Consider the following 25,762-nt stretch of genomic DNA (forward strand, 5'->3'; position numbering starts at 1 on the left):
AACGCTGGATTGGGAGACCCCAGCCCAGCGTCTGGCTAAGCTCCTGGCCGAAGCCAGTTGATCAACTTGTGTTGCAACGACTCCTAGAATCCGCCTTTCCCGACGGGGGCTGCGTCGCGTCGACCCGATCTCACGCCAGGCGGCCGCCGCCATCCACGTGGAGGGTCGTGCCCGTCAGGAACGGGTTGGTGAGGGCGAGGAGGGCGGCGGACGAGATGTCGGCGGGGGTGCCGACGCGGCGGGCGGGGTTGCGGTCGGCGATGGTTCGGAAGAAGGCGTCCTTGCCGGGGCCGTCCCAGGCGCCCGAGTCGATGATGCCGGGGGAGATCGCGTTGACGCGGAGGGGAGCCAACTCCACGGCGAGGGCTTCGGCCAGGGTGGCGGCGGCCGCGTTTGTGCTGGCCATGACTGTGCGGCCGGGCGCCGGTCGCCAGGCGGCGACGCCGGAGAAGAGCAGGATCGCGCCGCCTTCGCGGAAGCGGGGCGCGAAGTGTTTGGCCAGCAGGATCGGGCCGATCACCTTGGCGTCGAAGGCGCGGTGCACGGCGTCCCGGTCCAGGTCGGTGACCGGGCCGTTGGCGTGGTCGGCGGCCAGCGACACCAGGTAGTCCAGGTCGCCGACGCGCTCGGCGAGGGCGGCGATGGTGTCCTCGTCGGTGAGGTCCACCTCCGGCCGTCCCACCGAAATCACCTGGGCGCCTTGGTTCGTCGCGTCCTCGGCGATCCGGCGGGCGATGCCCGATCCGGCGCCGACGATGACCATCTTCTTGTCGTTCAGTGTTGTCATGCCCGGTTCAGCAGTGTATCGGATCGGGATCATCCCTTCGCGATCTGAATCTTTTCGATCCCTGCCATAAGATTCTCGAATGCCGACGCTGCGTGCCCTGGAATGTCTGATCGCGGTCCTGGAGGCCGGGTCGATCACCGATGCCGCGGCGGCCCTGCACATGTCCCAGCCCGCGCTGTCGCATCAACTCGCGGCCCTCGAGCGGGAGATCGGCGCACCGGTCGTCGAGCGACTGCCGCGCGGCGTGCGCGCCACCGCCATCGGCCGCGCCATCGAATCCGATGCCCGCGCGGCCCTGACCGCCGCGGCCCGGGTCGTCGACAGCGGTCGATCGGTGGCCCGGGGAGAGGCGGGCCGAGTGCGTCTGGCCTGCGCCGAAAGCCTCACCGCGAGCCTGCTCGCCCCGGTCCTGCGCACCTGGATCCGCCACCACCCCGAAGTCCGCATCCACCTCACCGAGGCCACCAGCGCCGACGACCTGGTCCGGCACATCGAATCCGGCACGGCCGACCTGGCTTTCGGCCCCCGCCCCACCCGCTGGACCGGCGCGGAGGAACTCATCGGCGCCGAGGAGGTCATCGCGGTCCTCCCCACCGACCACCCGCTGTCCGAACGTGACCGCCTCGAGTTCGCCGACCTACGCGATCAACCCCTGATCCACTACCACCCCGACAACGGCCTATCCGCGTGGCTGGACACCGAAGCCGCCCGCCACGGCACCCCGCTCACCCCCGTCGTCCGCGTCCGCCACGCCTCCACCGCCGCCCACCTGGCCGCCTCCGGCCTCGGCATCGCCCTGGTTCCCACGACCGCGCTCACCCCCGACCTGCCCGGCACCCTCAGAACTCTGGACCCGGTCCTGTCTCGCGACCTCGTCGCTCTCATCGCCACCCCCGCCGACCCGCTGGTCCGCCGTTTCACCGCCGACATCGTCGAACGCCGAATCCCCGCACTGTCGCTACCGGGCCGCGGCGATCGGTCGCGGTAGCGTCCGGACCTCGCCGCCTGGCCGGGATTCGCGATCGCCATCGACCGGCTCGAGCGCCGCCCGGCCCCCGTTCGGCGATTAGCCGGCCCGCGAGCGGGTAGAAGACCGATGTCGGCAACGAACTCCCGTGGACAAGGAGCTGATGATGGGAACGAGTGGGCACACCGGCGAGATCGGATTTCCCTTCGCAATCGATCCCAGCCCCGAACAGGTGACCCTCGCGCCGGGCGGTGCGCCGGTGCGTGTGGGTGTGCGGGTGAGGCCGGTGGGAAAGGCCGGGGCCGGGCAGGTCCGCGTTGTCGTCGGGGTCGACCCCGAATCGGGATTGACGTTCCCCCACAACAGCCTGACGGTCGACACCACCGACTATCCCGCGGGCGCGGACGCTCGCGACGATGTGCTGTCCTTCGAGGCCGTCACCATCGACTCCGAGGGGACGCCGGAGCTGTCCGTCGAGGTGACGGCCGGCGAGCAGACACCGCCGGAGCCCACCGCGGTCTCGTTCGCGGTGGGCTCGGCCTCCTGCTCGGTGCCCGTCACCATCGCGGGCGACGAGTAGTTCTCAGCTCAGTTGTAGGACTTGGCGACCCCGTCGAGGAGGTGTTCGAGGGTGTCGTAGTCGGGCGGGCTGACCTGGTTCACCAGGTTCGGGTCGACCGGGACCTGGTGGGCGGCAGTGGCTTTCGTGAACAGATTCACGTCGGTCGGGCGGAAGCCGTGGTCGGCGGCCAAGCGCTGCAGGTCGGGGTCGGTGGTGAGGAGTTTGCCGAGGCGGTCGCCCTTGTCGTCGAACGGGACGACGGTGTGCTGGGACATCACCGTGGGCTTGGGGTACATCAGCACCATGTCGGGCTTGAGCTGGCCGTGCACCGCGGCGTCGACGTACTGGGCCTCGTAGATCCAGGCCATCGGGACGGTGCCCATGCCATTGGCCAGGTAGTCCTTGAAGGGTCCGTCGCTGGAGGACTCGGTGTATCCCTGGCGGGTGAACAGGCGCGAAACCCGTGATACCGCATAGTCTTCGGCCTTCGCGCCGCGCACGATGGTGTTGTCATTGGCCACGTAGGCGGTCACGGCCAGGTACATGGCGGCCGAGTTGGAGGTGCGCGGGTCGGTGGTGGAGACCAGCACGTTCTTGGGCACCGAATAGGTGGTGTTGCCGTCCAGCTGCGCCCACTGCACCCCCTTCTCGGCCAGCGACAGGTACTTCTCGACGTCGAAAGTCGTTGTCGCGCCGGACTGCACGATCCCGGACTGGGTCAGCAGGTCCGCGATCGGCTTGAAGGTGGCGATGGCCATGGGGGAGGAGAACGGCACGTACTTGCCGCTCACCCCGCGCTGCCGCTGGATCCGCTCGGCCGCGGCCGAACTGGATGGGAACGCGAAGTCGTATTTGCCGAGATCCACCGAGGTCGCGATCTGCCGCGACCCCGCGGGCTCGACGTCCACCGCGAGCCCGTGCCTGCGCAACACGTCGACCACCTTCGGATCGTCGAAGAACGCCGACTTCTCCGACCCGACGACCCCGCGCACCGTGGTCAGCGCGGGCGCGGCGGTGCCGCCGTCCGACGGCGAATCCGATTGCTGCACAGCCAGAATCACGCCCAGCGCGGTGACCGCCGCCACGCCCGCCGCCGCGACCCCCAGCACCCCCTTGTTCTCGACCAGCCGCGCCGGAACGAACCGGCCGGCGACGGCCGCGAACACGCTCGTGGTGTCCGCCGCATGGTCGTCAGGCGAGGTGCTCTCGCCATTCTCCGCGACCGGCACGGACTTGCTCAGCTCGACCTGGCCCGCGCTGTTCTTGGAACGTTTGGGATCCAGCTCCCGACGCGCAATCCGTTCGACGAGAATCGGAACGAAATCCCGCACCGCATGCCCCTCGAACCGCTTGCGCACCGCACCCACCACGGCCTCGACCCGCTCCGGCGGATGCGCCTCGCCATAGTCGTCGACCAGGCGATTCGTCATCTCGCGTAGCGACTTCTCCTCCCGCGCAGCTTTCTCTTCCCGCGCAGCACCGACCGCCACGGTATCTCCCTCCGACCTCGCACCGAATTTCGTTGCACGGCAGGAAAAATGCGAAAAGAGCCGCGCCGCACAGACCCTATCGATCCAGGGTTGTGCCCAATGATCGAGAACGGAAACGGAAAGTGCGGACGCGGCGAATTCCCGGTAACCCTGCGGACCGGTTTCCCGGTATCCGATCAGGCCTTACCGGGGAACGGCACGGTCACCGGGCTCGCACCCAGGATCGACTGCCAAGTGGCAAGGCGCACAGCGCATTCGGTGAGCGCCTCGATCCCGGTGCGGCGTACGCCGGGATCGGTGGCGCGTTCCACCACCGCCCGCCAGGAGGCCGCGGCGTCGGATTCCACGGTCACCGCCAGCTTCGCGGCCGGGATCGGATCGTTCACCGGGAACGGCGCGGTGTAGGCGGCCGCCGGTTCGGGAACCGTTGCGCCGTCGGCGTTCAGCGCGTCGATGGTGGCGTCGCGCCGGGCCCGGTGCGCCGCGGTGAACTCCGCCACCAGCTTGTCCCGGTCGTGGTTGGCGTAGGCGGCGATCACGCCGTAGGCGTAGACCGCCGCGTACTCGGCGCTCAGGGCATCGATGAGCGCCTGCTGATCGAGGGTGGTCATGCGAGAAGGACTCCTGCGTGGGTGCCGCAGCAGGCGCTGATCGAGGCCAGCAGCCCGGCGCGGTATCCGGAGAGGGAGGTGGACAGGTCGGCGGCCGAACGTTGCGAGGCGCTCAGCTGGGTGCGCAGCGCCGCCACCGAGGACGGGGTGTTGACTGCGATCGCGGTGGGCGGCGGGGTGCGGCGGCTGGGGGTGGTGCCGTCGCCGTAAACGCCGATGGCGCGGTCGATTTCGGTGCGCAACGCCTGCGCGTGCGCGGTGCGCTGATCGGCGATGGTCTGGAGCGCGCCCGCGCGATCGGGGGTGGTCGCGATGGCGGCCTTGGCGGCGGCGGCATCGGTGAGCGCCGCGGTCTCCTGCGCCAGCAGCGGATCCGGCGCGGCGGGCTGCTCGTTCTTCGTACACGCGGCCGACGCGCCCGCGGCGGCCGCCACCAGCAGGCCGCCCCCGGCCAGCCGCAGCGCGGAGCGCCGATTCACCGCGGCATCGGACCGGGGCGACGACGTCGGGGTGGGGGCGGAGCCGGTTCGGTCCGGCGGGACCGTGAGACCGACGACATCGGCCACGAGGCCGCTCTGACTGCTGGGCACGGATACATGGTGCCAGCCGTCGCGGACTGCTTGCTGCGCGAGGGCGGTCGGATAGGCTGTGATCAGCGACGACGGGCAACCGTCTTGGGCGCGTCGCTCTCGACGCGCCATCGGTACCGCACGGCCGACCATGCCGAACTCGGGCGGGTCGGCTGGTCCTTTACACTCTTTCCGCGCGTTACGCTAGACCTTCGGCCCGGTATTTCGCCGAACAGACAACTCAACCCGTGACAACTGAACCAGGAGCCGCCCCATATGCCGATGCCGACCGAGGAAAGGGTGAGCCAGCTAGTTGCTGAGCTCGTCGAACGCCGAGGATTCGACCTCGAAGGCGTCGCGATCTCGGCTGCCGGTCCAGCGAGCAAGGTCAAGGTGACCGTCGACAGCGACGGATCCCCGGACCTGGACGCGGTCGCGGAACTGAGCTCGGAGATCTCGCAGACCCTCGACGACGCCGGTGACTTCGGCGAGACCCCGTATCTGCTCGAGATCACCACCCCCGGCATCGACCGGCCCCTCACCACCCCGCGGCACTGGCAGCGCGCGCAGGGGCGCAAGGTCAAGATCACCCTGGCTCCCGGCGCCGAATCACCGGAGGAGAAGGGCAAATCCACGTTCGAGGCCAGGGTCGGCGTCCTCACCGGTGCCGACATCGCCCTGGTCCTCGGCGGCAAGCGGAAGCCCCACCGGGTGACGGTGCCGCTCGCCGACATCCGATCGGCCGTCGTGCAGGTGGAGTTCAATCCGCCCGGCGTGGCCGAGTTGGAGCTCGCGGGGGGAGTATCGCCGGGCCGTCCCCAACCGGGCGCCCGGGACGACAACGAAACCGAAACAACAGAATCCGATTCACTGACCGAAGGGATCGTGGAATGAACATCGAAATCGAAGCCCTGCGCGCGATTGTCGCCGACAAGGGGATCTCGATGGAGACGGTGATCTCCGCGATCGAGTCCGCGCTGCTCACCGCTTACAGGCATACCGAGGGCCATCAGCCCAACGCCCGCATCGACATCAACCAGAAGACCGGTGTCGTGCGCGTGATGGCCCGCGAGATCGACGCCGACGGCAATGTCATCTCCGAATGGGACGACACCCCCGAGGGCTTCGGCCGCATCGCCGCCACCACCGCCCGCCAGGTGGTGCTGCAGCGGCTGCGCGACGCCGAGAACGAGAAATCCTTCGGTGAGTTCTCCACCCACGAGGGCGACATCGTCGGCGGCGTGGTGCAGCGCGACGCGCGTATGAACGCCCGCGGCACCGTCGTGGTCCGCATCGGCTCGGAAGCCCACGGCGCCGAGGGCGTCATCCCGCCCGCGGAGCAGGTGCCGGGCGAGACCTACGAGCACGGCGACCGCATCAAGTGCTACGTGGTCGGTGTCTCCCGCGGTCCGCGCGGCCCGCAGATCACCCTCTCGCGCACCCACCCGAACCTGGTGCGCCGGCTGTTCGCGCTCGAGGTCCCCGAGATCGCCGACGGCTCGGTCGAGATCGTGGCGGTGGCCCGCGAGGCCGGGCACCGCTCGAAGATCGCGGTCCGATCGACCGTCCCGGGCGTCAACGCCAAGGGCGCGTGCATCGGCCCGATGGGTCAGCGTGTGCGCAATGTCATGAGCGAGCTGGCGGGCGAGAAGATCGACATCATCGACTACGCGGAGGACCCGGCCGCCTTCGTCGGGAATGCGCTGTCCCCGTCCAAGGTTGTGTCGGTGACGATCGTGGACCCCGACGCCCGCGCCGCGCGCGTGGTGGTCCCGGACTTCCAGCTCTCCCTCGCCATCGGCAAGGAGGGCCAGAATGCCCGCCTGGCGGCCCGGCTCACCGGCTGGCGGATCGACATCCGCTCGGACGCGGCGGCCGACCCGCAGGGCGGCGCGCGTCCCGCGGCGGCGACCGGCGGCTCCGACACGCACCGGAACTGAGGGTCGTGCGGCCGGGATCGAGGCGCCACGGTAGCTCGGTCGCGGCCGCCCGGCACCGCGCTGATCTTGCTCGATGAGTCCGGCCCGGTCGGAAATGGATTTGTGAAACAGACCCCTGGGATGACAGCTTGGTAACTTCCAAGGGGTACGGATGCGGAGATCGGGACGTGAGAGCGGTAGAGTGGACGCAGGCTCAGCGCGAGTCTTCGACTTCTCCGCGCGCCGAGCGGGTGCCGGCACGATCAGCACCCGTCCGGACCTGCATCGGATGTCGCAGACGCGAGCTGGCTGCCGATCTGATGCGGGTCGTGGCGCAAGGGTCTGCCGAGAGTGGGCAAACCCTTGTGGTCGTTCCGGATCCGCGGCGCAGACTTCCCGGAAGGGGTGCTTGGTTGCACCCCTCTTCGGTTTGTCTGAGTCAAGCAGTTCGGCGCCGAGCAATCGGCAGAGCACTACGAGTGTCCGGACATCTGGATATCTCAGCCCTGGAGCATTACGTAGAGAACAGGCACGAGCACTCATGAGCACACCGTGAAGTCCCAGAAATGATCGGCCTTCGAAATTAGTCGAGGTCGTGCGGACGCCCCGTTGTAAGCGGGCTGTCACGCTCGGCCTCTGAGTGAGGAGAGCAGTGGCAGGCAAGGCCCGCGTGCACGAGTTGGCAAAAGAACTCGGTGTCACGAGCAAAGAACTACTCGCACGGCTCAAGGAGCAGGGCGAGTTCGTGAAGTCGGCGAGCTCGACGGTGGAAGCACCTGTCGCGCGCCGACTGCGGGAGTCGCTCGCACCCAAGAGCGCCCCCTCCGGTGCCGCCAAGCCGGCGGCCCCCAAGCCCAGTGGTGACAGCACCCCGCGTCCGGCCGCCAAGCCGGCCACCCCGGGTGCCGGTCCCCGTCCCGGCCCGCGTCCGACCCCGGCGGCTCCGGCCCCCGCGGCTCCGGCTCCGGCCCCCGCCGCACCGGTGGCTCCGGCCGCCCGTGCCGAATCGCCCGCGACCCCGGCCGCTCCCGCAGCGCGTCCGGCTCCGGGTAAGCCCGGAGAGGGTGCGGGCGTGAAGCCCGCGGCTCGCGAAAACGCTGCTCCGGCAGCCGCTTCCGCGTCTCCGGCGCCGTCCGCTCCGGCTCCGCAGGCCCCGCGTACCGACGCTCCGCGTCCGGGCGCTCCGGCCCCGCGTCCGGCGCAGCAGGGCGGCGCCCCCGCCCCGCAGTCCGGTCCGCGTCCGGGTGGCCCGAAGCCGGGTCCGAAGCCGCCGCGTGTCGGTAACAACCCCTTCTCTTCCGCGCCCGAGCGTCCCGCGCCGCGCCCGGCCCCTCGTCCGGGTCAGGGCCAGGGTGGTCCGCGTCCGGGTCAGGGCCAGGGTGGCCCGCGTCCGGGTCAGCCGCAGGGCGGCCCGCGTCCGGGTCCGGGTCAGGGCGGTCCCCGTCCGGGTCCCGGCCAGGGCGGTCCGCGCCCCGGTCCCGGCCAGGGTGGTCCCCGTCCGGCTGCCGCCGGTCAGGGCGGTCCCCGTCCCGGCGGTCCGCGTCCCAGCCCCGGTTCGATGCCCCCGCGGCCGAACCCGGGTGCCATGCCCGCTCGCGCTCAGCGTCCGGCCGGTCCGGGTGGCGCAGGCCGTCCGGCGCGTCCGGGTGGTCCGGGTGCCGGCGGCGGCCGTCCCGGTGGCGGTGGCGGCGGTTACCGCGGTGGCGGCGCTCCCGGTGCGGGTGGCGCTGGTGCCGGTGCCGGTGCCGGTGGCGGCACGGGTGCTCCCGGTGGTTTCCGGGGTCGTCCCGGTGGTGGCGGCGGTGGCCGTCCGGGTTCCGGTGGCGGTCGCGGCGGTGCCGCGGGTGCGTTCGGACGTCCGGGTGGAGCTCCGCGTCGTGGCCGTAAGTCGAAGCGGGCGAAGCGCGCCGAGTACGAGAACCAGCAGGCGCCCATCGCCGGTGGCGTGCGGCTGCCGCGCGGCAACGGCGAGATCGTGCGTCTCGCCCGTGGCGCGTCGCTGTCGGACTTCGCCGAGAAGATCGGCGCCAACCCGGCCTCGCTGGTCCAGGCGCTGTTCAACCTCGGTGAGATGGTGACCGCGACCCAGTCGGTGAACGAGGAGACCCTCGAGCTGCTGGGTTCGGAGATGAACTACGTCGTGCACGTGGTCTCCCCGGAGGACGAGGACCGCGAGCTGCTCGCCAACTTCGACCTCACCTACGGCGAGGACGACGGCGACGAGGATGACCTGCAGGTCCGTCCGCCGGTCGTGACCGTCATGGGTCACGTCGACCACGGTAAGACCCGACTGCTGGACACCATCCGTAAGGCCAACGTCCGTGAGGGCGAGGCCGGCGGTATCACCCAGCACATCGGCGCCTACCAGGTCGAGGCCGAGGTCAACGGCGAAGAGCGCACCATCACCTTCATCGACACCCCCGGTCACGAGGCGTTCACCGCCATGCGTGCCCGTGGTGCGAAGGCCACCGACATCGCGATCCTCGTGGTCGCGGCCGACGACGGCGTCATGCCGCAGACGGTGGAGGCCATCAACCACGCGCAGGCCGCGGACGTGCCGATCGTGGTGGCGGTCAACAAGATCGACAAGGAAGGCGCGAACCCGCAGAAGATTCGCCAGCAGCTGACCGAATACGGTCTGGTCGCCGAGGAATACGGTGGCGAGACCATGTTCGTGGACATCTCGGCGAAGCAGGGCACCAACATCGAGTCGCTGCTCGAGGCCGTGGTCCTGACCGCGGACGCCGCCCTGGATCTGCGCGCCAACCCGAACATGGACGCGCAGGGTGTGGCCATCGAAGCCCACCTCGACCGCGGCCGTGGCCCGGTGGCGACCGTGCTCATCCAGCGCGGCACCCTGCGGGTCGGCGACTCGATCGTGGCGGGCGACGCCTACGGTCGCGTGCGCCGCATGGTCGACGAGCACGGCGACGACGTCGAGGCGGCCCTGCCGTCGCGGCCCGTCCAGGTCATCGGTTTCACCTCGGTGCCGGGTGCGGGTGACAACCTGCTCGTGGTCGAGGAAGACCGCATCGCGCGTCAGATCGCCGACCGCCGCAACGCTCGCAAGCGCAACGCCCTGGCCGCGCGCAGCCGCAAGCGGATCTCCCTGGAAGATCTGGATGCCGCTCTGAAGGAGACCTCGGAGCTGAACCTGATCCTCAAGGGCGACAACTCCGGTACCGTCGAGGCCCTCGAAGAGGCGCTGCTCGGTATCGATGTCGGCGACGAGGTGCGTCTGCGCGTCATCGACCGCGGTGTCGGTGGCGTCACCGAGACCAACGTCAACCTGGCGTCGGCGTCGAACGCGATCATCATCGGGTTCAACGTCCGCGCCGAGGGCAAGGCGACCGAGCTGGCGAACCGCGAAGGCGTGGACATCCGCTACTACTCGGTCATCTACCAGGCGATCGACGAGATCGAGAAGGCCCTCAAGGGTCTGCTCAAGCCGATCTACGAGGAGCACGAGCTGGGCCGGGCGGAGATCCGCCAGATCTTCCGCTCCTCCAAGTTCGGCAACATCGCGGGTTGCTGGGTGCTCTCGGGTTCGGTCAAGCGCAACGCCAAGGCGCGCCTGATCCGCGACAACGTCGTGGTCGCCGAGACCACCATCCAGTCGCTGCGTCGTGAGAAGGATGACGTGACCGAGGTCCGCGAAGGCTACGAATGTGGTCTGACCGTCGGGTACAACGACATCAAGGAAGGCGACATCGTCGAGGCCTACGAGCTGCGGGAGAAGCCGCGCGACTAGGCGAAGCAGTACACGCGATCCCGCCGGACCTCAGGGTCCGGCGGGGTTGTGCCCCTTACCTTTCCGGGTAACTGTGCGCGCATTCCCCGGGGCGCGTTCATATGACTGAAAAGATGTTCTTCGGAGCGCTCGAGTTCGATATCTTGCTCGGTGATGTGCATTCACTGAAAGAGAAGCGCTCTGTCATCCGCCCCATCCTCGCGGACCTGAAACGGTTCGATGTGAGTGTCACCGAGGGCGGAGATCATGACCGTTATCGACGGTCATTGCTCGGTGTGGCAATGGTCAGCTACGGCATGAATCACCTGATCGAGGTGCTGGACAAGTGTGAACGGCACGTCGCCAATCGTCCGGAGTTAGAGTTGCTGTCGGTACGCCGCCGCATCTTCGGACCCGAAGACTGAAGAAGTGAGGAGCGCTCTCATGGCTGACCAAGCCCGAGCACGCCGACTCGCGAAGCGCATCTCGTCCATCGTCGCCACGGCGATCGAGTACGAGATCAAGGATCCGCGACTGCGGTTCGTCACCGTCACCGATTCGAAGGTGACGGGGGATCTACGCGAGGCGACCATTTTCTACACCGTCATGGGTGAAACCATCGACGCCGAACCCGATTACGCGGAAGCCGCCGCCGGTCTGAAGGCCGCCGCCGGCATTCTCCGGTCCAAGGTGGGTGCGGGCACCGGTGTGAAGTTCACCCCCACGCTCGCGTTCAAGCTCGACACCGTGCCCGACGCGGCGCGCGAGATGGAAGAGCTGCTGGCCAAGGCCCGCGCCAGCGATGCGCGGGTCGCGCAGGTCGCCGTCGGCGCGACCTACGCCGGTGACGAGGACCCGTACAAGAGCGAAGAGGACGAAGAAGACGACGAAGCCTGACCCCCGGTGACCCCCGTCGACGTCACCCCGGCGGTCGAGATTCTCGACGCCGCGAAGTCGGTGACCATCCTGTGCCATATCCAGCCCGATGCCGATACCGTCGGCAGCGGGCTGGCGTTGGCGCAGGTCCTGCGTCGGCGCGGGGTCCCGGTCGTCGTCTGCTTCGCCGAACCGGACCGGTTGCCGGTGTCCATGCGGTCGCTGCCCGGCACCGACCTGCTGGTCGGGCCCGATCAGGTCCCCGCCGAGACGGATGTACTGGTCGCGGTGGACTGCGGCAGCGCGGATCGTCTCGGTGTGCTGCGGGACCGATTGGCCGGTGCCGCAACCACTCTGGTGATCGATCATCACCGCTCCAACACCCGCTTCGGCGCCGTGAACATCGTCGACGAGGCCGCCGAGTCGACCGCGGGTGTCATCGCCCGCATCCTGGACGCCTGGTCCGAGCCGCTGGACGCGAATATCGCGCACTGCCTCTACGCCGGACTGGTCACCGACACCGGCTCCTTCAAATGGGTGCGGCCGGGTTCGCACGCCCTGGCCGAACGGCTGCTGGCCACCGGCATCGATGGCGCGGCCATCACCCGCACCCTCATGGACACCCATCCTTTCGCGTGGCTGCCGATGCTGTCGCGGGTGCTGGGGTCGGCGCAGTTGTTGCCGGACGTGGCCGGGGGAGCGGGCCTGGTCTACGCGGTGGTCCGCCGCGAGGACACCGAGGCGGTCCGGTCCGAGGAGGTGGAGAGCGTCATCGACCTCATCCGCACCGCGGCCGAGGCGCAGGTCGCGGCCGTGTTCAAGGAATCGCGGACCGAGCCGGACCGGTGGACGGTGTCGCTGCGCTCGCACGCCAATGCCGACGGCACTCCCGGTGTCGACGTGGCGCGGGTGGCGGTGTCGCTGGGCGGCGGCGGGCATCGCTATGCCGCCGGGTACAGCGCCACCGGATCGCACGACGACCTGGTCGAGACGCTGAAAATCCGTTTGAGTGACTGAGACCGGTCTCAGCTGATTTCCGGCTCGCCACACGCGATTAAGCCTTTGTGATTACAGTGGATGCGACAACCATCCTCCGCCGACGGCTTGCCGGGGGAACAGTCCGGGGGCTTCCGCGCGAATACGCTTGATGACAAGGACGTTTCAGCATTCTCGAAGTGGGCGAAGGCATGCGCGACCGCGTTCGTGGAACTCCCGATACCGGTGAGGAATTCCCATGGCGTCCACAGTTCTGCCCCGCGTCGCCCGCCGTCTCGGCACCCAGCGCTGGGTCATGCACGCATCCGGCACGATTCTCGCGTCCGACCGCGCGGTCCGGCGAATCACCCGGGGCCGCAACGGCGTCCTCGACATCGCGGGCCTGCCCTCCCTCGAACTGACCGTGATCGGCCGCAAGACCGGTGTCCCGCGCACCACCTCACTGCTCTACGTCCCCAATGGCGACAGCATCCTGCTCATCGGATCCAATTGGGGCAGCCCCGAACACCCGTCCTGGTCGGCGAACCTGCGTGCCGCGACCGTCGCCACCGTCCACGTCGGCGGCCGGCGTTTCCCGGTCACCGTCACCCAGATCACCGGCGTGGAGCGAAAACGCGCCTGGGACACCGCCGTCGAATTCTGGCCCGGCTACGAAATGGAACACGACCTCTCCGGTGGCCGCACCTTCCGCGTCTTCGAACTCCACCCCGTCACCCCGACCCCGCAACGCCTGGCCGCCATCCGCGCCGCCACATCGCCCCGCCCTCGATCCCCGTACACCCGCCCGGCGCTCGCGGCCGCCGCTGTCACCGTCGCGGCGTTGTGGTGGGCCTCCCGCCGCGAATGAAACCGCCTGCCTGCGGCCCTGTCCCGGGGAAGCGGCCGTGGTCGGCGCGAGGCGAATCCCGCATCCGGACAGTGGGTCGAGGTTGACGCCGGGCAGCCCGCAGATCCCGATCGTGCGCGGTACCTCCACGGTGTCAGCTGATTCGGGTGGTTGCAGACCTGGACCTGATCAGGTGGGCGGACCAAGATACGTGGATGCCGGCGGCGGCGGGCATCCACATCGGTGGCAAGGTCGGTCGTCCGACCGCGAACATCCATGTTCCGAGCTCGCCGCGCGGCACTGGGATGGCGGGCATCGATGGTCTGCGCTCAGCCCGCATGCGCAAATGCGGACATGCGCATTTCACTTTGTTTGCCAGGCGCGCCCGGACGATAGACGTGCGAGCTCGATCGAAGAGGCGGCCTTGGGCTGAACCCGAGCTGTCGGTCTGCTCGCCCGGAGCTGCTGGCAACCCGCCCCGACGCCGGGTCTGTCACCTCGGGGGTACCTGTCGCTGATCGAGGCCGCGGCTTCCGGTGCGAGCCATAACAATCTCGTCGGCGTGCGCCATGCAGCGCCGACAGCTCGGGGGTGGATCGGCAGTCGGCGGGTGCCCGGACTCGCACCATATATTTGCCCGCTCAGGGCCCTCGGCGGGCGGTTCGGCTCGTGCATGTATGGGATGGTGGGCGGATGAGCGGTGCGGAGATCGTGGCGGACGGCGGGGAGGACCCGGGATCCCCGGCCGTGGCCGGAAATGGCCGAGCCGCGGCGAGCATGGCCGGAGGGGAATCAGCGGCCGGCGGTGGCCCGGAGCTCCCGGGCGGAGGCGAGCAGGCGGCCAGGCGCGAGCGGGTGGCGGCGCGGGGGGCGGAGGCGGCGGCCGCGGGGCCGCGGCGGATTCTCGGGATCGCGGTGCCGACCCTCGGTGTGCTGGTCGCCGAGCCGATCTATCTGCTGTTCGACATGGCCGTCGTGGGGCGGCTGGGGGCTTTGGCGCTGGCGGGGCTGGCGGTCGGGGGTTTGATTCTGGCGCAGGTCAGTTCGCAGCTGACGTTCCTGAGTTATGGGACGACAGCGCGCGCGGCGCGGCGGCACGGGGCCGGTGATGAGCCCGGGGCGGTCGTGGAGGGCGTGCAAGCCAGTTGGATCGCCGTGGCGGCGGGGTTGGCGATCGTGCTGGTGGTGCAGGTGTTCGCGGGACCGATCACGCGGGCCATCGCCGGTGGATCCGATATCGCCGATGCGGCGGAGTCGTGGGTGCGGATCGCCTTGTTCGGGGTGCCGTTGATCCTGTTGTCGATGGCGGGGAACGGGTGGATGCGCGGGGTGCAGCAGACTCGGCGGCCGCTGATGTATGTGGTTGCGGGGCTGGTGGTTTCGGGGGTGTTGTGCCCGACGCTGGTGCACGGTCTGCTGGGTGCGCCGCGGCTGGAGCTGGAGGGGTCGGCGGTCGCGAATCTGGCCGGGCAGGCGGTGTCGGGCGCATTGTTCGTGCGCGCGTTGTGGCAGGCGCATGTGCCGATCGCGCCGCATCTGGAGATCATGAAGGCGCAGCTGGTGCTGGGCCGCGACTTGATCGTGCGCAGTCTCGCCTTCCAGGCGTCGTTCGTGTCGGCGGCGGCGGTGGCTTCACGGTTCGGCGCCGCGTCGGTGGCGGCGCATCAGCTGGTGTTGCAGCTGTGGAACTTCATCGCATTGACGCTGGATTCGCTGGCCATCGCGGCGCAGACGCTGGTCGGTGCGGCGCTCGGAGCTGGAAACGCGCGTGGGGCACAGGGTTTGGCCCGGCGGGTCACGGCCTGGTCGACCGTGTTCGCGACGGTGCTGGCGGTGTTCTTCGCCGCGGGCCACTCGCTGATCCCGCGACTGTTCACCGATGATCCCGCGGTGCTGGACCGCACCAATGTGGTTTGGTGGTTCTTCGTCGCGATCATCCCGATCGGCGGTGTGGTGTTCGCCCTCGACGGCGTCCTGCTCGGCGCGGGGGACGCCGCCTTCCTGCGCAACGCCACTCTCGGCTCGGCGCTGCTCGGATTCCTTCCGATGATCTGGCTGTCGCTCGAATTCGACTGGGGCATCGGCGGAATCTGGACCGGTCTGGTCGCCTTCTTGGTCCTGCGCCTGATCACGGTGTCGTGGCGGGCGTTGTCGGGCCGCTGGGCCCGCGTCGGTGCGGAGGTGCCGGGACGGATGTCGTGATCCGTCCCGGCGGAGTCGCTAGTCGGCGGCGCCGTTGGCCTGGGCGGCCGCTTGCTTCTCGAGGTTCTGCGCCACCTCGGCCTGCCAGTTCTCGTTGGCGTGGGTGGTGTCGACTTCGTATTCGAACCGGGCCGTCATTTCCGGCGTGATATCGGCGACGTCGACGTAGAACTGCTCGTACCAGCGGCGATGCTGGTAGACGGGTCCGTCTTCCTGGGTGAGCAGCGGATTGTCGATGCGGGTCTTGTGTTTCCAGATCTCGACGTCCTGGAGGAAGCCGACGCCGAAGCTCTTGCCGAAGGACTTGGCGAGTTTCTCGGATTTCTCCGGCGGCAGGCCCTCGATGCGCTGCACGCTCACGCCCCACTGCAACATGAAGGAGTTGTGGGTGACGGGGTAGTGGCAGTTGATGAGCGCCACCTCGACGGTGTTGTCGCCGAAGTCGTTGTGCAGGTAGTTGATCATGTACGACGGCCCGAAATAGGAGGCCTCCGAACGCAGCAACGACATTTCCTGCGAGTAGTTGGATTTGGCGTGAATGTCCTGACGGCCCTTGGAGTGCAGGAACTGGGTCGCCACATGCCCTTCGAACACGTTCTTGAAGTACACGGGGTAGGCGAAGTGAATATAGAAGAAGTGCGCCATGTCGACGTTGTTGTCGATGATCTCGCGGCAGTGCGAGCCCTCGATGAGCACTGAGTTCCAGTCCCAGTCGCTCCACTGGTCGGTGTCGATGCCCTCGATGTGCGGAATGGCGACCTCGGGCGGCGGGGGATTGCCCTCGGGGTCGTTCCAGACGAAGAACTGCCCGTTCTCCTCGCAGGTGATCCAGGACCTGGTGCGCGCCAACGGCGGAACGCGCCGCGCATAGGGAATGGCGGCGCATTTGCCGTCGCCGCGCCACCGCCAATCGTGGAAGGGGCAGGCGATGTTGTCGTCCTTGACGCTGCCGTAGGCGAGGTCCGCGCCCATGTGCCGGCAGTAGCCGTCGAGGGCGTGCAAATCGCCTGTGCTGTCGGACCAGATCACCAGTTTGGTGCCGAAGGCATTGACCGAGTGTGGTTGTCCGTCCCGGAAGGTCTCGGCGAGCCCGAGGCAATGCCACCCCCGGGCGAACCTCGTCATCGGTTCGCCGATATCGATGCTGCGATACTGCTGCTTCATTTGCGTCCTCCGCGATTGATTATCGGCGCCATCACGTCGGGCAGCAGTCGATTGAGCCCGATGATGATCCGGTTGTAGGCCGGAAAGCTGATGTACTGCTTGTTCTTCGCCACGCCGTGCAGGATCGCGTCGGCGGCGTCGAGGGGTGTCACCTTGGCGAAGGGCAGCTTGTCGATGCTGGCGCGGTAGTTGTAGCCGGGCAGGTTCACGGCATTGTCGAAGATGCCGGTGTCGACCACGCCGGGCAAGACGACGCTGACCTTGATTCCGTGTTCGGCGGCTTCCGCGCGCAGCGAGGTGCTCAGGCCGACCACCGCGTGTTTGGTGGCGGCGTAGGCGGTCGAGCGGGCTACCGGCATGACGCCGGCGCTGCTGGCGGTATTGATGATGTGCCCACCGCCCTGTTCGAGCATGCGCGCGTAGGCGAGGCGGGTGCCGTGCACGACGCCCCAGAAGTTGATGTCGACGATCGTGCGCCAGGCCGCGTCGGTCATGTCCGCGAAATCGCCGCCGACCACGATGCCCGCGTTGTTGAACATGAAGTCGAGTCGCCCGTGGTCGGCGATGACGCGCTCCACCACCTCGGCGAGGGCCTCGGGGGTGGTGACGTCGACGACCAGGGTGGTGAGTTCGCCGGAACTGCTCGCGGCCAGCGAATCCAGCCCGGCCGCATCGCGATCGACGGCGTAGACGCGCGTCCCGTGGCCCAGCAGCCGGATCACGAGCGCGCGCCCGATCCCCGAGGCGGCGCCCGTGACTATCGCGGTGGCCGTGAAATAGGTCATGGACCCGAGATTAAGCGACTTCGCTTAATGCAACAAGTGTCAGTTTTCTGGGTGGGTCCAGACCTGGACTACGGCCTGCGATACCGCCGCACAACGACTTTCGCGGGCCGGATGGAGCGATCCCCTATGGTCAGGCCGGGCTGGATGACCGACTCCACGGTCTTGTCGGCGTCCGGGTCGTCGGTGCCCGCGACCTCGGCGGCCTCCATGGTCTCCGGATCGAACGCCGTGCCCCGGAACGGTGTCACCAGCTCGCCGCCGCGCTCGGCCAGCATGCGCTCGACCCGGCGGTTGATGGCCTCGAAGCCCTGCCGGTCCGGTTCCGAATTCGAGGTGGAGACGAACGTCTGCGCCAGCCCGTGCAGGGCGAACAGATCACGCAGCAGCGGCGCGTCGGCCTCGGCGCGCTCGTCGCGGATCTTCAGTTTGGCGGCGTCGGCTAGTCGCTCGATGGTGGCGGCCTGCCGGGCGATGACCCGGGCGAGGTCGTCGATGCGTTCGGTGATGCGGTCGAGAGTCGGGGCGGACTCCTCCGCGGTCGCTGGGGGCGCCTGGGGAATCGTGGCCGCCGGGGCTGGATCGCTCATGCACGAACGATAAACCCAGCTGTCGCCGGTGACTGCTACCATCGCCGTCCATGGGGGTCTATGGAATCGATCTGGGCACAACGAATTCGGCAATTGCGGCAATCGACGCAGATGGCCGGCCGCAGGTGCTGGTCGGATTGAAGGGGGAACCGACCGTTCCCTCCGTTGTGCTGTTCGCCTCCGCGACCGACCATGTGGTCGGCGAGGGCGCGCGCCGGCAGGCCCGGCTCGACCCCGACAATGTGTGCACCCTGGTGAAACGCCGCATGGGCGACGCCGAATGGCGGTTCGGCGCGCACGGGCAGCTGTGGTCCGCGCCCGCGGTGTCGGCGCTCATCCTGAAAAGCCTTGCCGCCGATGCCGAGTTCTCCGGTGGCGAACCGGTGCGGCGCGCGGTCATCACGGTGCCCGCCTACTTCGGTGACGAGGAGCGCCGCGCCACCATCCAGGCAGGAACCTACGCCGGATTCGATGTGGCGGGCGTGCTCTCGGAGCCGATCGCGGCCGCGCTGTCCTACGGTTTCGGGCGCCTGGACGGCGGCATCGAACTCGGCAAGGAACCCGCGCGCGAGACGGTGCTGGTCTACGACCTCGGCGGCGGCACCTTCGACGCCACCGTCATCGAGCTGGCCGACCGCCGCATCTCGGTGCTCGCCGTGGAGGGCGACCATCAGCTCGGCGGCGCGGACTGGGACGAGCGGCTGGCGCTGTATCTCTCGCGGCAGTTCTGCACGGCCAACCCCGATGCCGAAGACCCCCTGGACGATTCGGTCGGCTCCCAGCTGCTGGTGCTGGCCGCCGAACAGGCCAAACAGGAGCTCACCGCCGCCGAGGACACCGAGGTGGTGATCGCGCACGACGGCGCGCGGGCGGTGATCCCGCTGACCCGTTCCGATCTGGAATCGCTGACCGCCTCGCTCATGCGGCGCACCCTGGACCTGACCAAGGCGGTGCTGGCCGCCGCCGAGAAGCGCGGAGTGCGGCAGGTGGACCGGCTGCTGCTGGTCGGCGGCTCCTCGCGCATGCCGATGGTGGCCGAGCAGCTGCGGAAGGAATTCGGGCTCACCGGCGAACTCCGCGACCCCGACCTGTCGGTGGCGCGCGGCGCCGCGCTGTACGGCGAGAAGCTGGAGATGGAGCGGCTGGTGGCCGCGGACCTGGTGACCCGCGGGCGGCTGCGTGACGGCGCCGCGCTCGGTGACGCCGACCCCGGCGACCTGGAGGGCTCGCTGGCGCGGGTGGCCGCATCCTTCGGCCAGCCGGTGAGCCTGGTGCGCCGCATGATCGAGATCCAGGTGGACACCGTGGTGTCGCGCGGATTCGGGGTGCTGGCGCTGGATCCGTTCAACGGGCTGGCGGCGAGCTGGCTGGTGCATCGCAATCAGACGTTGCCGATCAAGGTGCGGCGCTCCTACGGCACGGTGCGCGCGAACCAGGAGCAGATCGAGCTGACCATCGTCGAGCAGCAGGGGCAGGCGGCCTCGACCCGGCCCGAGGACACGAAGGTGCTGGTGGAGGGCAGGATTCGTGATATTCCGCCGGGGTATCCGGAGGGTAGTGAAGTCCGGGTGACCTTCGAGATGGGATTCGACGGTGTGCTGCACGTGACGGCCTACCATGTGGACGCCGATCTGCCGCTGACCTTGTCGGTGCAGACCGGGGCCACCCTGTCGCAGGCGGATGTGGAGCGCGAGCTGGATCAGCTGCAGCGCACCCGCCGCCGCAATTCCTGACCGGTATACGCTCTCCGACGAAAAGCCATGCACGCCTTCGATCCCAATGACTATCGCAAACGCGTCCTCGCCGCCGTCGAACGCCGCGGCGGCCTCGCGGAGTCGGATGCCTTCGAGCTGTACGACATTCCGCTCGCCGACGCGCCCCGGCTGAGTGACGCCGACGTCGCCGCACGGGTCGAGCAGGTGTGGGCGCTGTGGCAGAAGCTGCGCGACCACCCCAAGTTCCGGGTGCTGGCCGGGCTGCTGGTCGAGGCGCATCAGGACCTGTCCGAGCCGCTGCTGCACACCGGTTCCCGGCTGCTCGAGGCCGATCGGGTCAAGCAGCTGCGTGACCGTCGCGACGCCGAACGCTACGAGATGCTCGATGCCGCCATCGAGCGACTGATCCAGCGGCACAACGGCATTCCCGCCGGGAAGATCGCGGGCCTCGAGGACATCGGCCGCCTGGGCGGTCTGACGGTCGCCGAGGTCGCCGCCCGGGTGCGCCGCCACCGCATCATCGACGAGGCCCCGGCGGCGCCGCCGCCCCCGGCCGCGCCCGCGCTGAGTACCGAGCGCCGCCGCCAGATCCGGTCGCTGCTGGCCGAATACGAGCGGCTCATCGCCGGCGACCCGGTGCCCACCCTGCTGTCACTGCTCGACATGGACTTCTCGGCGGCCCACCGCAGCAACGAGATCCGCCTGCGCGCCGAGGCCCTGCGCGCCCGCACCCGCGAACTCCCGCCCGGCCGCCTGCGCGTGGTCCTCGACGAGCTCCTCATCCACATCGGCGATCTGCTCGAGCCCGGCGGCCCGCTGGTCGACGCCTATCTGCTGACCATCACCGAAACCGTCACCGACCAGCTGCGCCCCCAGGTCCGCGCGGCCGTACTCGTCGAAGACCTGCTGGTGGCACCGGATTTCGACTACCTGCTCGGCGTGGCCATCGCCGGCGGACTCGACCGCGCCAACGCCGAGCGCGTCCTGATCGCCCTCGCCGATGAACTCGGCACGACTGTCGAGGGCCACGAACACCGGGCCGCCGGGCCCCGGCCGACCGACTCGACCCACACGGACTCCGCCACACCATCGTCGAACTACCCGACCGGCGCGGCACGAACCCCGGCGGACGGTGCTGGTGCCGCGCCGGTCGGCGCCGGAACCGCCGGCGGTGCGGCCGGAACCGGTGGTGGACAGTGGTCTTCGGAAGGCGCGGTGCCACCGCAGGGCGCGGCGGATGCCCCCGGTGCGCCCGAGCCGGAGCACTGGCAGCGGACGCCTTACGACGGCACGACCCAGTCGGGGCGGCCCTGGGAGGCCGCGTTGCGGGCGGCGCGGGCATCACTGCGGGCCGGAAAGCCCAAGGAGGCGGCGGCTTTCATCGCCGACGCCCGTCGGCTGGTCGGCGATGACGCGGCGGCGGCGCGCTCGGTGCGCGCGGTGGGGGAGGACGTCGAGCGAGTGCTCGCCGAGGCGGTCGTGCACTGGCGCGCCGCCGTGTCCTGTTGTGCGGGGCGGCGATTCGTGGAGGCGCTGGCCGAGCACCTGGACTTCCTGGACCGACGAGCCGCCGATGTCGCGAATCCCGACCCCCGCGGGGCGAGCCGGGAACTGCTGATCGGGCGTGCGCGGGCCGCCGTGATCGAGGCGGGTCGCTTGTTCGAGGCCCTCCCCGCCGATCCCGGCCTGCGCATGCAGGCGGTGCGCGCAGTCCTCGAGGTCTGCGCCGACCACGCCGAGGCCCGAGCGGCTCTGGCCGAACTCCGGGTCGCCGCGCCCGAGCACGTCACCGTCAGCCGCAAACCGGACGGCACGGTCGTGATCACCTGGACCCCGTCCACCACCGACCAGGCCGAGTACCGAATCACCCGACTGCTCGCCGACGGTTCCTGGCGCGTGGTCGGCCGCACTCGCGGCGTGGCGATGGAGGACGGCGGCGCACCCGCCGGACCGGTGCCGGTGTACGGCGTGGTCGCCTCGATCTCGGGCCGCGCCTCGGACATGACCCGCTCGGACCGGACTGCTGCCGGTGCGGGAGCCGCGGCGTCAGGCGGACATCGCAGCGGCGATGCGTCCGCCACCGGGAGCCGGACGGTGGCGGGTTCCGCAGGGAGCTCGACGGCGGGTGGATCCGTGGGGAGTTCGACTGCCACCGGTTCCGCCGGGGATCGCGCGTCCGCCTCACCGGACGCCGAGCCCAGCGGCCTGCCGACCGTGCGCGGCCTGGCCGAGCGCGATGGCCTGCTGGTCTTCCAATGGCCGACCGGCATCACCGAGGTCATGGTCGTGGCCCGTGCCGACGCTCCGCCGATCGACCCCGATGACCCTCGGGCGCGGCGCTGGAAGGTCACCAATATGCGCTACGAGATCGAGGGCGGCGTCCGTATCCCCGCCGAGATCCCGCGCCCCTGCCATGTGGCGGTGGCGTCGTGTCGCCGGGAGCCGTCCGGAACTCTCACCGTCGCGGCCGGATTCGGCGCCGCGGCTCGCCTTCGCTGGGTGCGGTGACGCCGGTTTCTCCCGCGCGTGGGAATCTGGTGGAGGCCGGGATGGTTGCTGCCAGGACGGTCGTGAACAGGAAGGCGGAACCGGGTGATTCCGAAGTTGATGGCGGTGAGCGACATCCATGTCGGTCATCAGGGCAACAAGCCGGTGGTGGAGGCGATCCACGCGGATTCCGCCGAGGACTGGCTGATCCTGGCCGGGGACGTCGGCGAGAAGACCGATGACATCCGCTGGGCCCTGCAGACGCTGCGCGGCCGCTTCGCCAAGGTCATCTGGGTGCCCGGCAATCACGAATTGTGGACCACCGCAAAGGATCCCGTGCAGATGCACGGCGCGGCCCGCTACGACTACCTGGTGTCGCTGTGCCGCGATCTGGACGTCGTCACGCCGGAGGACCCGTTCCCGGTGTGGGAGGGCGCGGGCGCGGAGGAGTTCGGTGGCGCGGTCACCCTGGCCCCGCTGTTCATGCTCTACGACTACTCGTGGCTGCCGGAGGGCGCGAAGACCAAGGCCGAGGGCCTGGCCATCGCCCGGGACCGCAATGTGGTGGCGACCGACGAGTTCCTGCTGTCGGCCGAGCCGTACCTGACTCGCGACGCCTGGTGTCACGCCCGCGTCCAGTACACCCAGCGCCGCCTCGACGCGCTGCCCGCCGACACTCCGCTGGTCCTGATCAACCACTTCCCGTTGCTGCGCAAGCCGGTCGACATGATGTGGTACCCGGAGTTCTCCCTGTGGTGCGGCACCGACCTGACCGCGGACTGGCACACCAGCTACAACGTGGTCTGCGCCGTCTACGGCCACCTCCACATTCCACGCACCACCTGGTACGACGGCGTCCGCTTCGAGGAGGTGTCGCTCGGCTATCCGCGGGAGTGGCAGCGCCGCGGCCTGCCGGACAAGCTGCTGCGCCAGATCCTGCCGGTCCCCGACTACGGCGACACCCTCAACGAGTGGGGCGGCCACTTCAAGATCACCCCGGAGATGCAGGCGGCCGCGGTGAAGATGAAGGAGCAGGCCGAACGCCGTCGCGGCCTGGTCTGATCCGTCGCGGCAAGGCCGGGCCGGGCCGCGCAGGTCCGCGCGAAGCGGTTCGTGACCGGCCTGCCCGGTAGGCTCGATTCGGCAGTTGGTGGAAGCGAGCAGGAGGCGGGTCATCGAGGAGCGGGCAGTCGCGGCGACGGAGTCGGCGCGCATACTCGGCAGAATTCTCCCGAGCGGGGTCGCGGCGGCCGAGCTGACGGCCTACCCGGAAGATCTGAAACCGCATCCCGGCGAGGAGCATCTGATCGCCCGCGCGGTCGAGAAGCGCCGCCGTGATTTCATCGGCGCCCGCTACTGCGCCCGGCAGGCCCTGACCCAGCTGGGTGAGCCCGCGGTCGCCATCGGCAAGGGCGGCACCGGCGAACCGGTGTTCCCGCGCGGCATCGTCGGCAGCCTCACCCATTGCGACGGCTATCGCGCCGCGGCCCTGGGCCACAAACTCCGCTTCCGCTCGATCGGCATCGACGCCGAACCGCACGGTCAACTCCCGGACGGCGTCCTGGATTCGGTCAGCCTCGAGCCCGAACGCGAGTGGCTCTCCGCCGTGCTCCCCGGCACCGGCCTGCACCTGGACCGGCTCCTGTTCTGCGCCAAGGAGGCCACCTACAAAGCGTGGTTCCCCCTCACCGGCCTGTGGCTCGGGTTCGAGGACGCCCACATCACCTTCACCGTGGACGAGGAGTCCGCCGACGGCGGCGCGGGCACCTTCCACAGCGACCTCCTGATCCCCGGCCCCGTCACCGACGGCGGCACTCCGCTGACGTCCTTCGACGGCCGCTGGGTCGTCAGCGACGGCCTCATCCTCACCGCGATCGTGACGGCCTGATGGGCGAGGAACCGATCGCGGTGGACGCCGCGACACCGACGGAATCCGGTTCGGCGGACACCGGGCGCAGCGGCGCGAAGCGTCGCGGCCCGGCCGGTCCCAAGCGGGAGAAGCTGCCGCCCCTGGTGGACGCCCTCGGCGGCCTGCTGATCGTCGACAAGGAGGGCGGCTGGACCAGCCACGACGTGGTCGCCAAGAGCCGAAGGCTGTTGCGCACCAAGAAGGTCGGCCACGCGGGCACCCTCGACCCGATGGCCACCGGCGTGCTGGTGCTGGGCGTGGAACGCGCCACCAAGCTGCTCGGCCAGCTCATCCTGACCACCAAGTCGTACACGGCCACCATCCGCCTGGGTCAGTCCACCATCACCGACGACGCCGAGGGCGAGGTCACCGCCACCGCGGCGGCAGCACACCTCACCGACGCCGAGATCGCCTCGCGCGTAGCCGAATTGACCGGCGACATCCAACAGGTCCCCGCCACCGTCAGCGCCATCAAGGTCAACGGCGAGCGCGCCTACGCCCGCGCCCGCGCCGGTGAGGACGTGGAACTGGCGGCCCGCCCGGTCACAGTCAGCCGCTTCGACATCCTGGCCCGCCGCGACATCGACACCGGCGACACCCATTTCGTCGACCTCGATGTCGCGGTGGACTGCTCCTCGGGCACCTACATTCGCGCCCTGGCCCGCGACCTCGGCGACAAGCTCGGCGTCGGAGGTCATCTCACGGCCCTGCGCCGTACCGCGGTCGGCCCCTTCACCCTCGACCACGCCCGCAGCCTGGCCCAGGTCGAGGCCGCCGCCGAGGCGGGTGAGGCGGTCCTGAACCTGGACATCGACACCGCGGTCCGCACCGCCTTCCCGGTCCGCGACATCACCGACGCCCAGGCGAACGACCTCCGCAACGGCCGCTGGCTCGAACCGGTCGGTATCCCAGGCGTTTACGCGGCCCTGGACCCCGCCGGCCACGCCATCGCCCTCCTCCAGGAGTCCGGCAAACGCGCCTCGTCCGTGATGGTCGTCCGACCGGCCAACCTCTGACACTGCCCAACCTCTGACCTGTTGCCGCCCAATCGCTTACCCGCGTGAGCGATCGGGCGGCACCATGGAATGGTCGTCCGGCCGTGCAGAGGAGGCGAACATGCCCACCGACCTCTCCCTCGATTCCATGAAGCAGTTCGTGGCGGACCATTTCGAGGAATTCGTCAACCGGCGCAATGCCGCCGTCATCCACCGCAACATGACCCCCGACTTCCTCGATCACGACGGCCCCGGTGGGAAACCGACCGACCTGATCGGCGACGAGAAGATGATGCTCGGCATGTACGAGGCGCTGCCGGGTCTGCATGTCACCGTGGTCGAGATGCTGGCCGAGGGAGACAAGGTCATGTGCCGCAATATCTGGCGCTGGACCGACCGGAACACCGGTCAGCCCATGACCTTTCAGGGCTTCGTGCTCTGGCGCTTCCAAGGTCGTCGCATCGCCGAGCGGTGGGCCACCGTCACCCAGCCCGCACCGCACCCGGGCTGGGCGTAGTCGGCGTAGTCGCTCGCCGGGGGTGAGAGTCGCGGTATGCGCACGGCGGCGCGTCGTCCAGTCCGGCC

The 25,762-nt window shown here is 69.5% G+C and carries 24 protein-coding genes; 17 read left to right on the forward strand and 7 right to left on the reverse strand.

The genetic code is table 11. The features are described 5' to 3' along the window. Positions 1–130 precede the first annotated feature (130 nt). The gene (locus tag ACFRAQ_RS08200; protein WP_379095950.1) at positions 131–787 is read right to left on the reverse strand and encodes an SDR family oxidoreductase; all 657 of its coding nucleotides are present in this window, start codon (positions 785–787) and stop codon (positions 131–133) included. 79 nt (positions 788–866) lie between these two features. Between ACFRAQ_RS08200 and ACFRAQ_RS08205 the strand changes: the two genes are divergently transcribed. Both ACFRAQ_RS08205 and ACFRAQ_RS08210 read left to right on the forward strand, forming a co-directional pair. Next, positions 867–1,775 carry a LysR family transcriptional regulator gene (locus ACFRAQ_RS08205; RefSeq protein WP_379095953.1) on the forward strand — a complete coding sequence of 303 codons (909 nt, stop codon included), beginning with the start codon at positions 867–869 and terminating at the stop codon, positions 1,773–1,775. A gap of 145 nt (positions 1,776–1,920) precedes the next feature. Then, complete coding sequence (locus tag ACFRAQ_RS08210; protein ID WP_379095956.1) at positions 1,921–2,334, forward strand: hypothetical protein; 414 nt, start codon at positions 1,921–1,923, stop codon at positions 2,332–2,334. 8 nt (positions 2,335–2,342) lie between these two features. Here the strand turns inward: ACFRAQ_RS08210 and ACFRAQ_RS08215 are convergent, their stop codons facing one another. The 3 genes from ACFRAQ_RS08215 to ACFRAQ_RS08225 form a co-directional block, all read right to left on the reverse strand. After that, positions 2,343–3,806, reverse strand: coding sequence for a three-helix bundle dimerization domain-containing protein (locus ACFRAQ_RS08215; RefSeq protein WP_379095959.1), 1,464 nt, complete (start codon positions 3,804–3,806; stop codon positions 2,343–2,345). 176 nt (positions 3,807–3,982) lie between these two features. Further along, positions 3,983–4,417, reverse strand: a complete 435-nt coding sequence (locus tag ACFRAQ_RS08220; protein WP_379095961.1) for a ferritin-like domain-containing protein — start codon at positions 4,415–4,417, stop codon at positions 3,983–3,985. Next, positions 4,414–5,007 carry a hypothetical protein gene (locus ACFRAQ_RS08225; RefSeq protein ID WP_379095964.1) on the reverse strand — a complete coding sequence of 198 codons (594 nt, stop codon included), beginning with the start codon at positions 5,005–5,007 and terminating at the stop codon, positions 4,414–4,416. Before ACFRAQ_RS08225 ends, ACFRAQ_RS08220 begins: the two co-directional genes overlap by 4 nt. A 255-nt stretch (positions 5,008–5,262) precedes the next feature. Here ACFRAQ_RS08225 and rimP point away from each other — a divergent pair, with 255 nt between their 5' ends. The 9 genes from rimP to ACFRAQ_RS08270 all read left to right on the forward strand — a co-directional run bounded on the left by rimP (position 5,263) and on the right by ACFRAQ_RS08270 (position 15,535). Next, positions 5,263–5,880 (forward strand): ribosome maturation factor RimP, encoded by a 618-nt coding sequence (gene rimP, locus ACFRAQ_RS08230; protein WP_379095967.1) that lies wholly within the window; start codon positions 5,263–5,265, stop codon positions 5,878–5,880. Then, positions 5,877–6,926, forward strand: a complete 1,050-nt coding sequence (gene nusA / locus ACFRAQ_RS08235; RefSeq protein WP_357281304.1) for a transcription termination factor NusA — start codon at positions 5,877–5,879, stop codon at positions 6,924–6,926. Before rimP ends, nusA begins: the two co-directional genes overlap by 4 nt. Before the next feature lie 230 nt (positions 6,927–7,156). Further along, positions 7,157–7,450, forward strand: coding sequence for a YlxR family protein (locus tag ACFRAQ_RS08240; protein ID WP_357281637.1), 294 nt, complete (start codon positions 7,157–7,159; stop codon positions 7,448–7,450). Positions 7,451–7,557: 107 nt separating this feature from the next. Beyond that, complete coding sequence (infB, locus tag ACFRAQ_RS08245) at positions 7,558–10,656, forward strand: translation initiation factor IF-2 (protein WP_379095972.1); 3,099 nt, start codon at positions 7,558–7,560, stop codon at positions 10,654–10,656. A 113-nt stretch (positions 10,657–10,769) separates the two neighbouring features. Then, positions 10,770–11,060 (forward strand): DUF503 domain-containing protein, encoded by a 291-nt coding sequence (locus ACFRAQ_RS08250; protein ID WP_357281636.1) that lies wholly within the window; start codon positions 10,770–10,772, stop codon positions 11,058–11,060. Positions 11,061–11,079: 19 nt separating this feature from the next. Continuing rightward, the gene (rbfA, locus tag ACFRAQ_RS08255; protein ID WP_357281298.1) at positions 11,080–11,532 is read left to right on the forward strand and encodes a 30S ribosome-binding factor RbfA; all 453 of its coding nucleotides are present in this window, start codon (positions 11,080–11,082) and stop codon (positions 11,530–11,532) included. A 6-nt stretch (positions 11,533–11,538) separates the two neighbouring features. Continuing rightward, a complete protein-coding gene (locus ACFRAQ_RS08260; RefSeq protein WP_379095976.1) occupies positions 11,539–12,528 on the forward strand; it encodes a bifunctional oligoribonuclease/PAP phosphatase NrnA in 990 nt (329 codons plus the stop codon). Between the two features lie 217 nt (positions 12,529–12,745). Next, complete coding sequence (locus ACFRAQ_RS08265; protein WP_379095979.1) at positions 12,746–13,354, forward strand: nitroreductase family deazaflavin-dependent oxidoreductase; 609 nt, start codon at positions 12,746–12,748, stop codon at positions 13,352–13,354. Positions 13,355–14,110: 756 nt separating this feature from the next. Further along, positions 14,111–15,535 carry an MATE family efflux transporter gene (locus tag ACFRAQ_RS08270; protein ID WP_379100150.1) on the forward strand — a complete coding sequence of 475 codons (1,425 nt, stop codon included), beginning with the start codon at positions 14,111–14,113 and terminating at the stop codon, positions 15,533–15,535. Between the two features lie 18 nt (positions 15,536–15,553). On the opposite strand, the gene ACFRAQ_RS08275 is transcribed toward ACFRAQ_RS08270, so the two are convergent. The 3 genes from ACFRAQ_RS08275 to ACFRAQ_RS08285 form a co-directional block, all read right to left on the reverse strand. Next, entirely contained in the window at positions 15,554–16,699 is a 1,146-nt protein-coding gene (locus tag ACFRAQ_RS08275; protein WP_379095981.1) for a Rieske 2Fe-2S domain-containing protein, read from the reverse strand. Beyond that, complete coding sequence (locus ACFRAQ_RS08280) at positions 16,696–17,484, reverse strand: SDR family NAD(P)-dependent oxidoreductase (protein ID WP_379095984.1); 789 nt, start codon at positions 17,482–17,484, stop codon at positions 16,696–16,698. Before ACFRAQ_RS08280 ends, ACFRAQ_RS08275 begins: the two co-directional genes overlap by 4 nt. Positions 17,485–17,552: 68 nt before the next feature. Beyond that, on the reverse strand, positions 17,553–18,071 hold the full coding sequence (locus ACFRAQ_RS08285; RefSeq protein ID WP_379095987.1) for a nucleotide exchange factor GrpE: 519 nt from the start codon (positions 18,069–18,071) through the stop codon (positions 17,553–17,555). A gap of 50 nt (positions 18,072–18,121) precedes the next feature. Between ACFRAQ_RS08285 and ACFRAQ_RS08290 the strand changes: the two genes are divergently transcribed. The 6 genes from ACFRAQ_RS08290 (at position 18,122) to ACFRAQ_RS08315 (ending at position 25,694) form a co-directional block, all read left to right on the forward strand. Continuing rightward, positions 18,122–19,804 carry an Hsp70 family protein gene (locus tag ACFRAQ_RS08290; protein WP_379095990.1) on the forward strand — a complete coding sequence of 561 codons (1,683 nt, stop codon included), beginning with the start codon at positions 18,122–18,124 and terminating at the stop codon, positions 19,802–19,804. 27 nt (positions 19,805–19,831) lie between these two features. After that, the gene (locus ACFRAQ_RS08295) at positions 19,832–22,294 is read left to right on the forward strand and encodes an Ig-like domain repeat protein (RefSeq protein WP_379095993.1); all 2,463 of its coding nucleotides are present in this window, start codon (positions 19,832–19,834) and stop codon (positions 22,292–22,294) included. A 99-nt stretch (positions 22,295–22,393) separates the two neighbouring features. Beyond that, the gene (locus ACFRAQ_RS08300) at positions 22,394–23,335 is read left to right on the forward strand and encodes a metallophosphoesterase family protein (protein WP_379100152.1); all 942 of its coding nucleotides are present in this window, start codon (positions 22,394–22,396) and stop codon (positions 23,333–23,335) included. 151 nt (positions 23,336–23,486) lie between these two features. Further along, complete coding sequence (gene npt / locus ACFRAQ_RS08305; RefSeq protein WP_379100154.1) at positions 23,487–24,161, forward strand: 4'-phosphopantetheinyl transferase Npt; 675 nt, start codon at positions 23,487–23,489, stop codon at positions 24,159–24,161. After that, the gene (truB, locus tag ACFRAQ_RS08310) at positions 24,161–25,198 is read left to right on the forward strand and encodes a tRNA pseudouridine(55) synthase TruB (protein ID WP_379095996.1); all 1,038 of its coding nucleotides are present in this window, start codon (positions 24,161–24,163) and stop codon (positions 25,196–25,198) included. The genes npt and truB overlap by 1 nt, the downstream gene beginning before the upstream one ends. A gap of 100 nt (positions 25,199–25,298) precedes the next feature. After that, positions 25,299–25,694 (forward strand): ester cyclase, encoded by a 396-nt coding sequence (locus tag ACFRAQ_RS08315; RefSeq protein WP_379095999.1) that lies wholly within the window; start codon positions 25,299–25,301, stop codon positions 25,692–25,694. Positions 25,695–25,762 lie beyond the last annotated feature (68 nt).

This window comes from Nocardia sp. NPDC056611 (genome assembly GCF_042792755.1).
In the GTDB taxonomy this organism is placed as follows: domain Bacteria; phylum Actinomycetota; class Actinomycetes; order Mycobacteriales; family Mycobacteriaceae; genus Nocardia.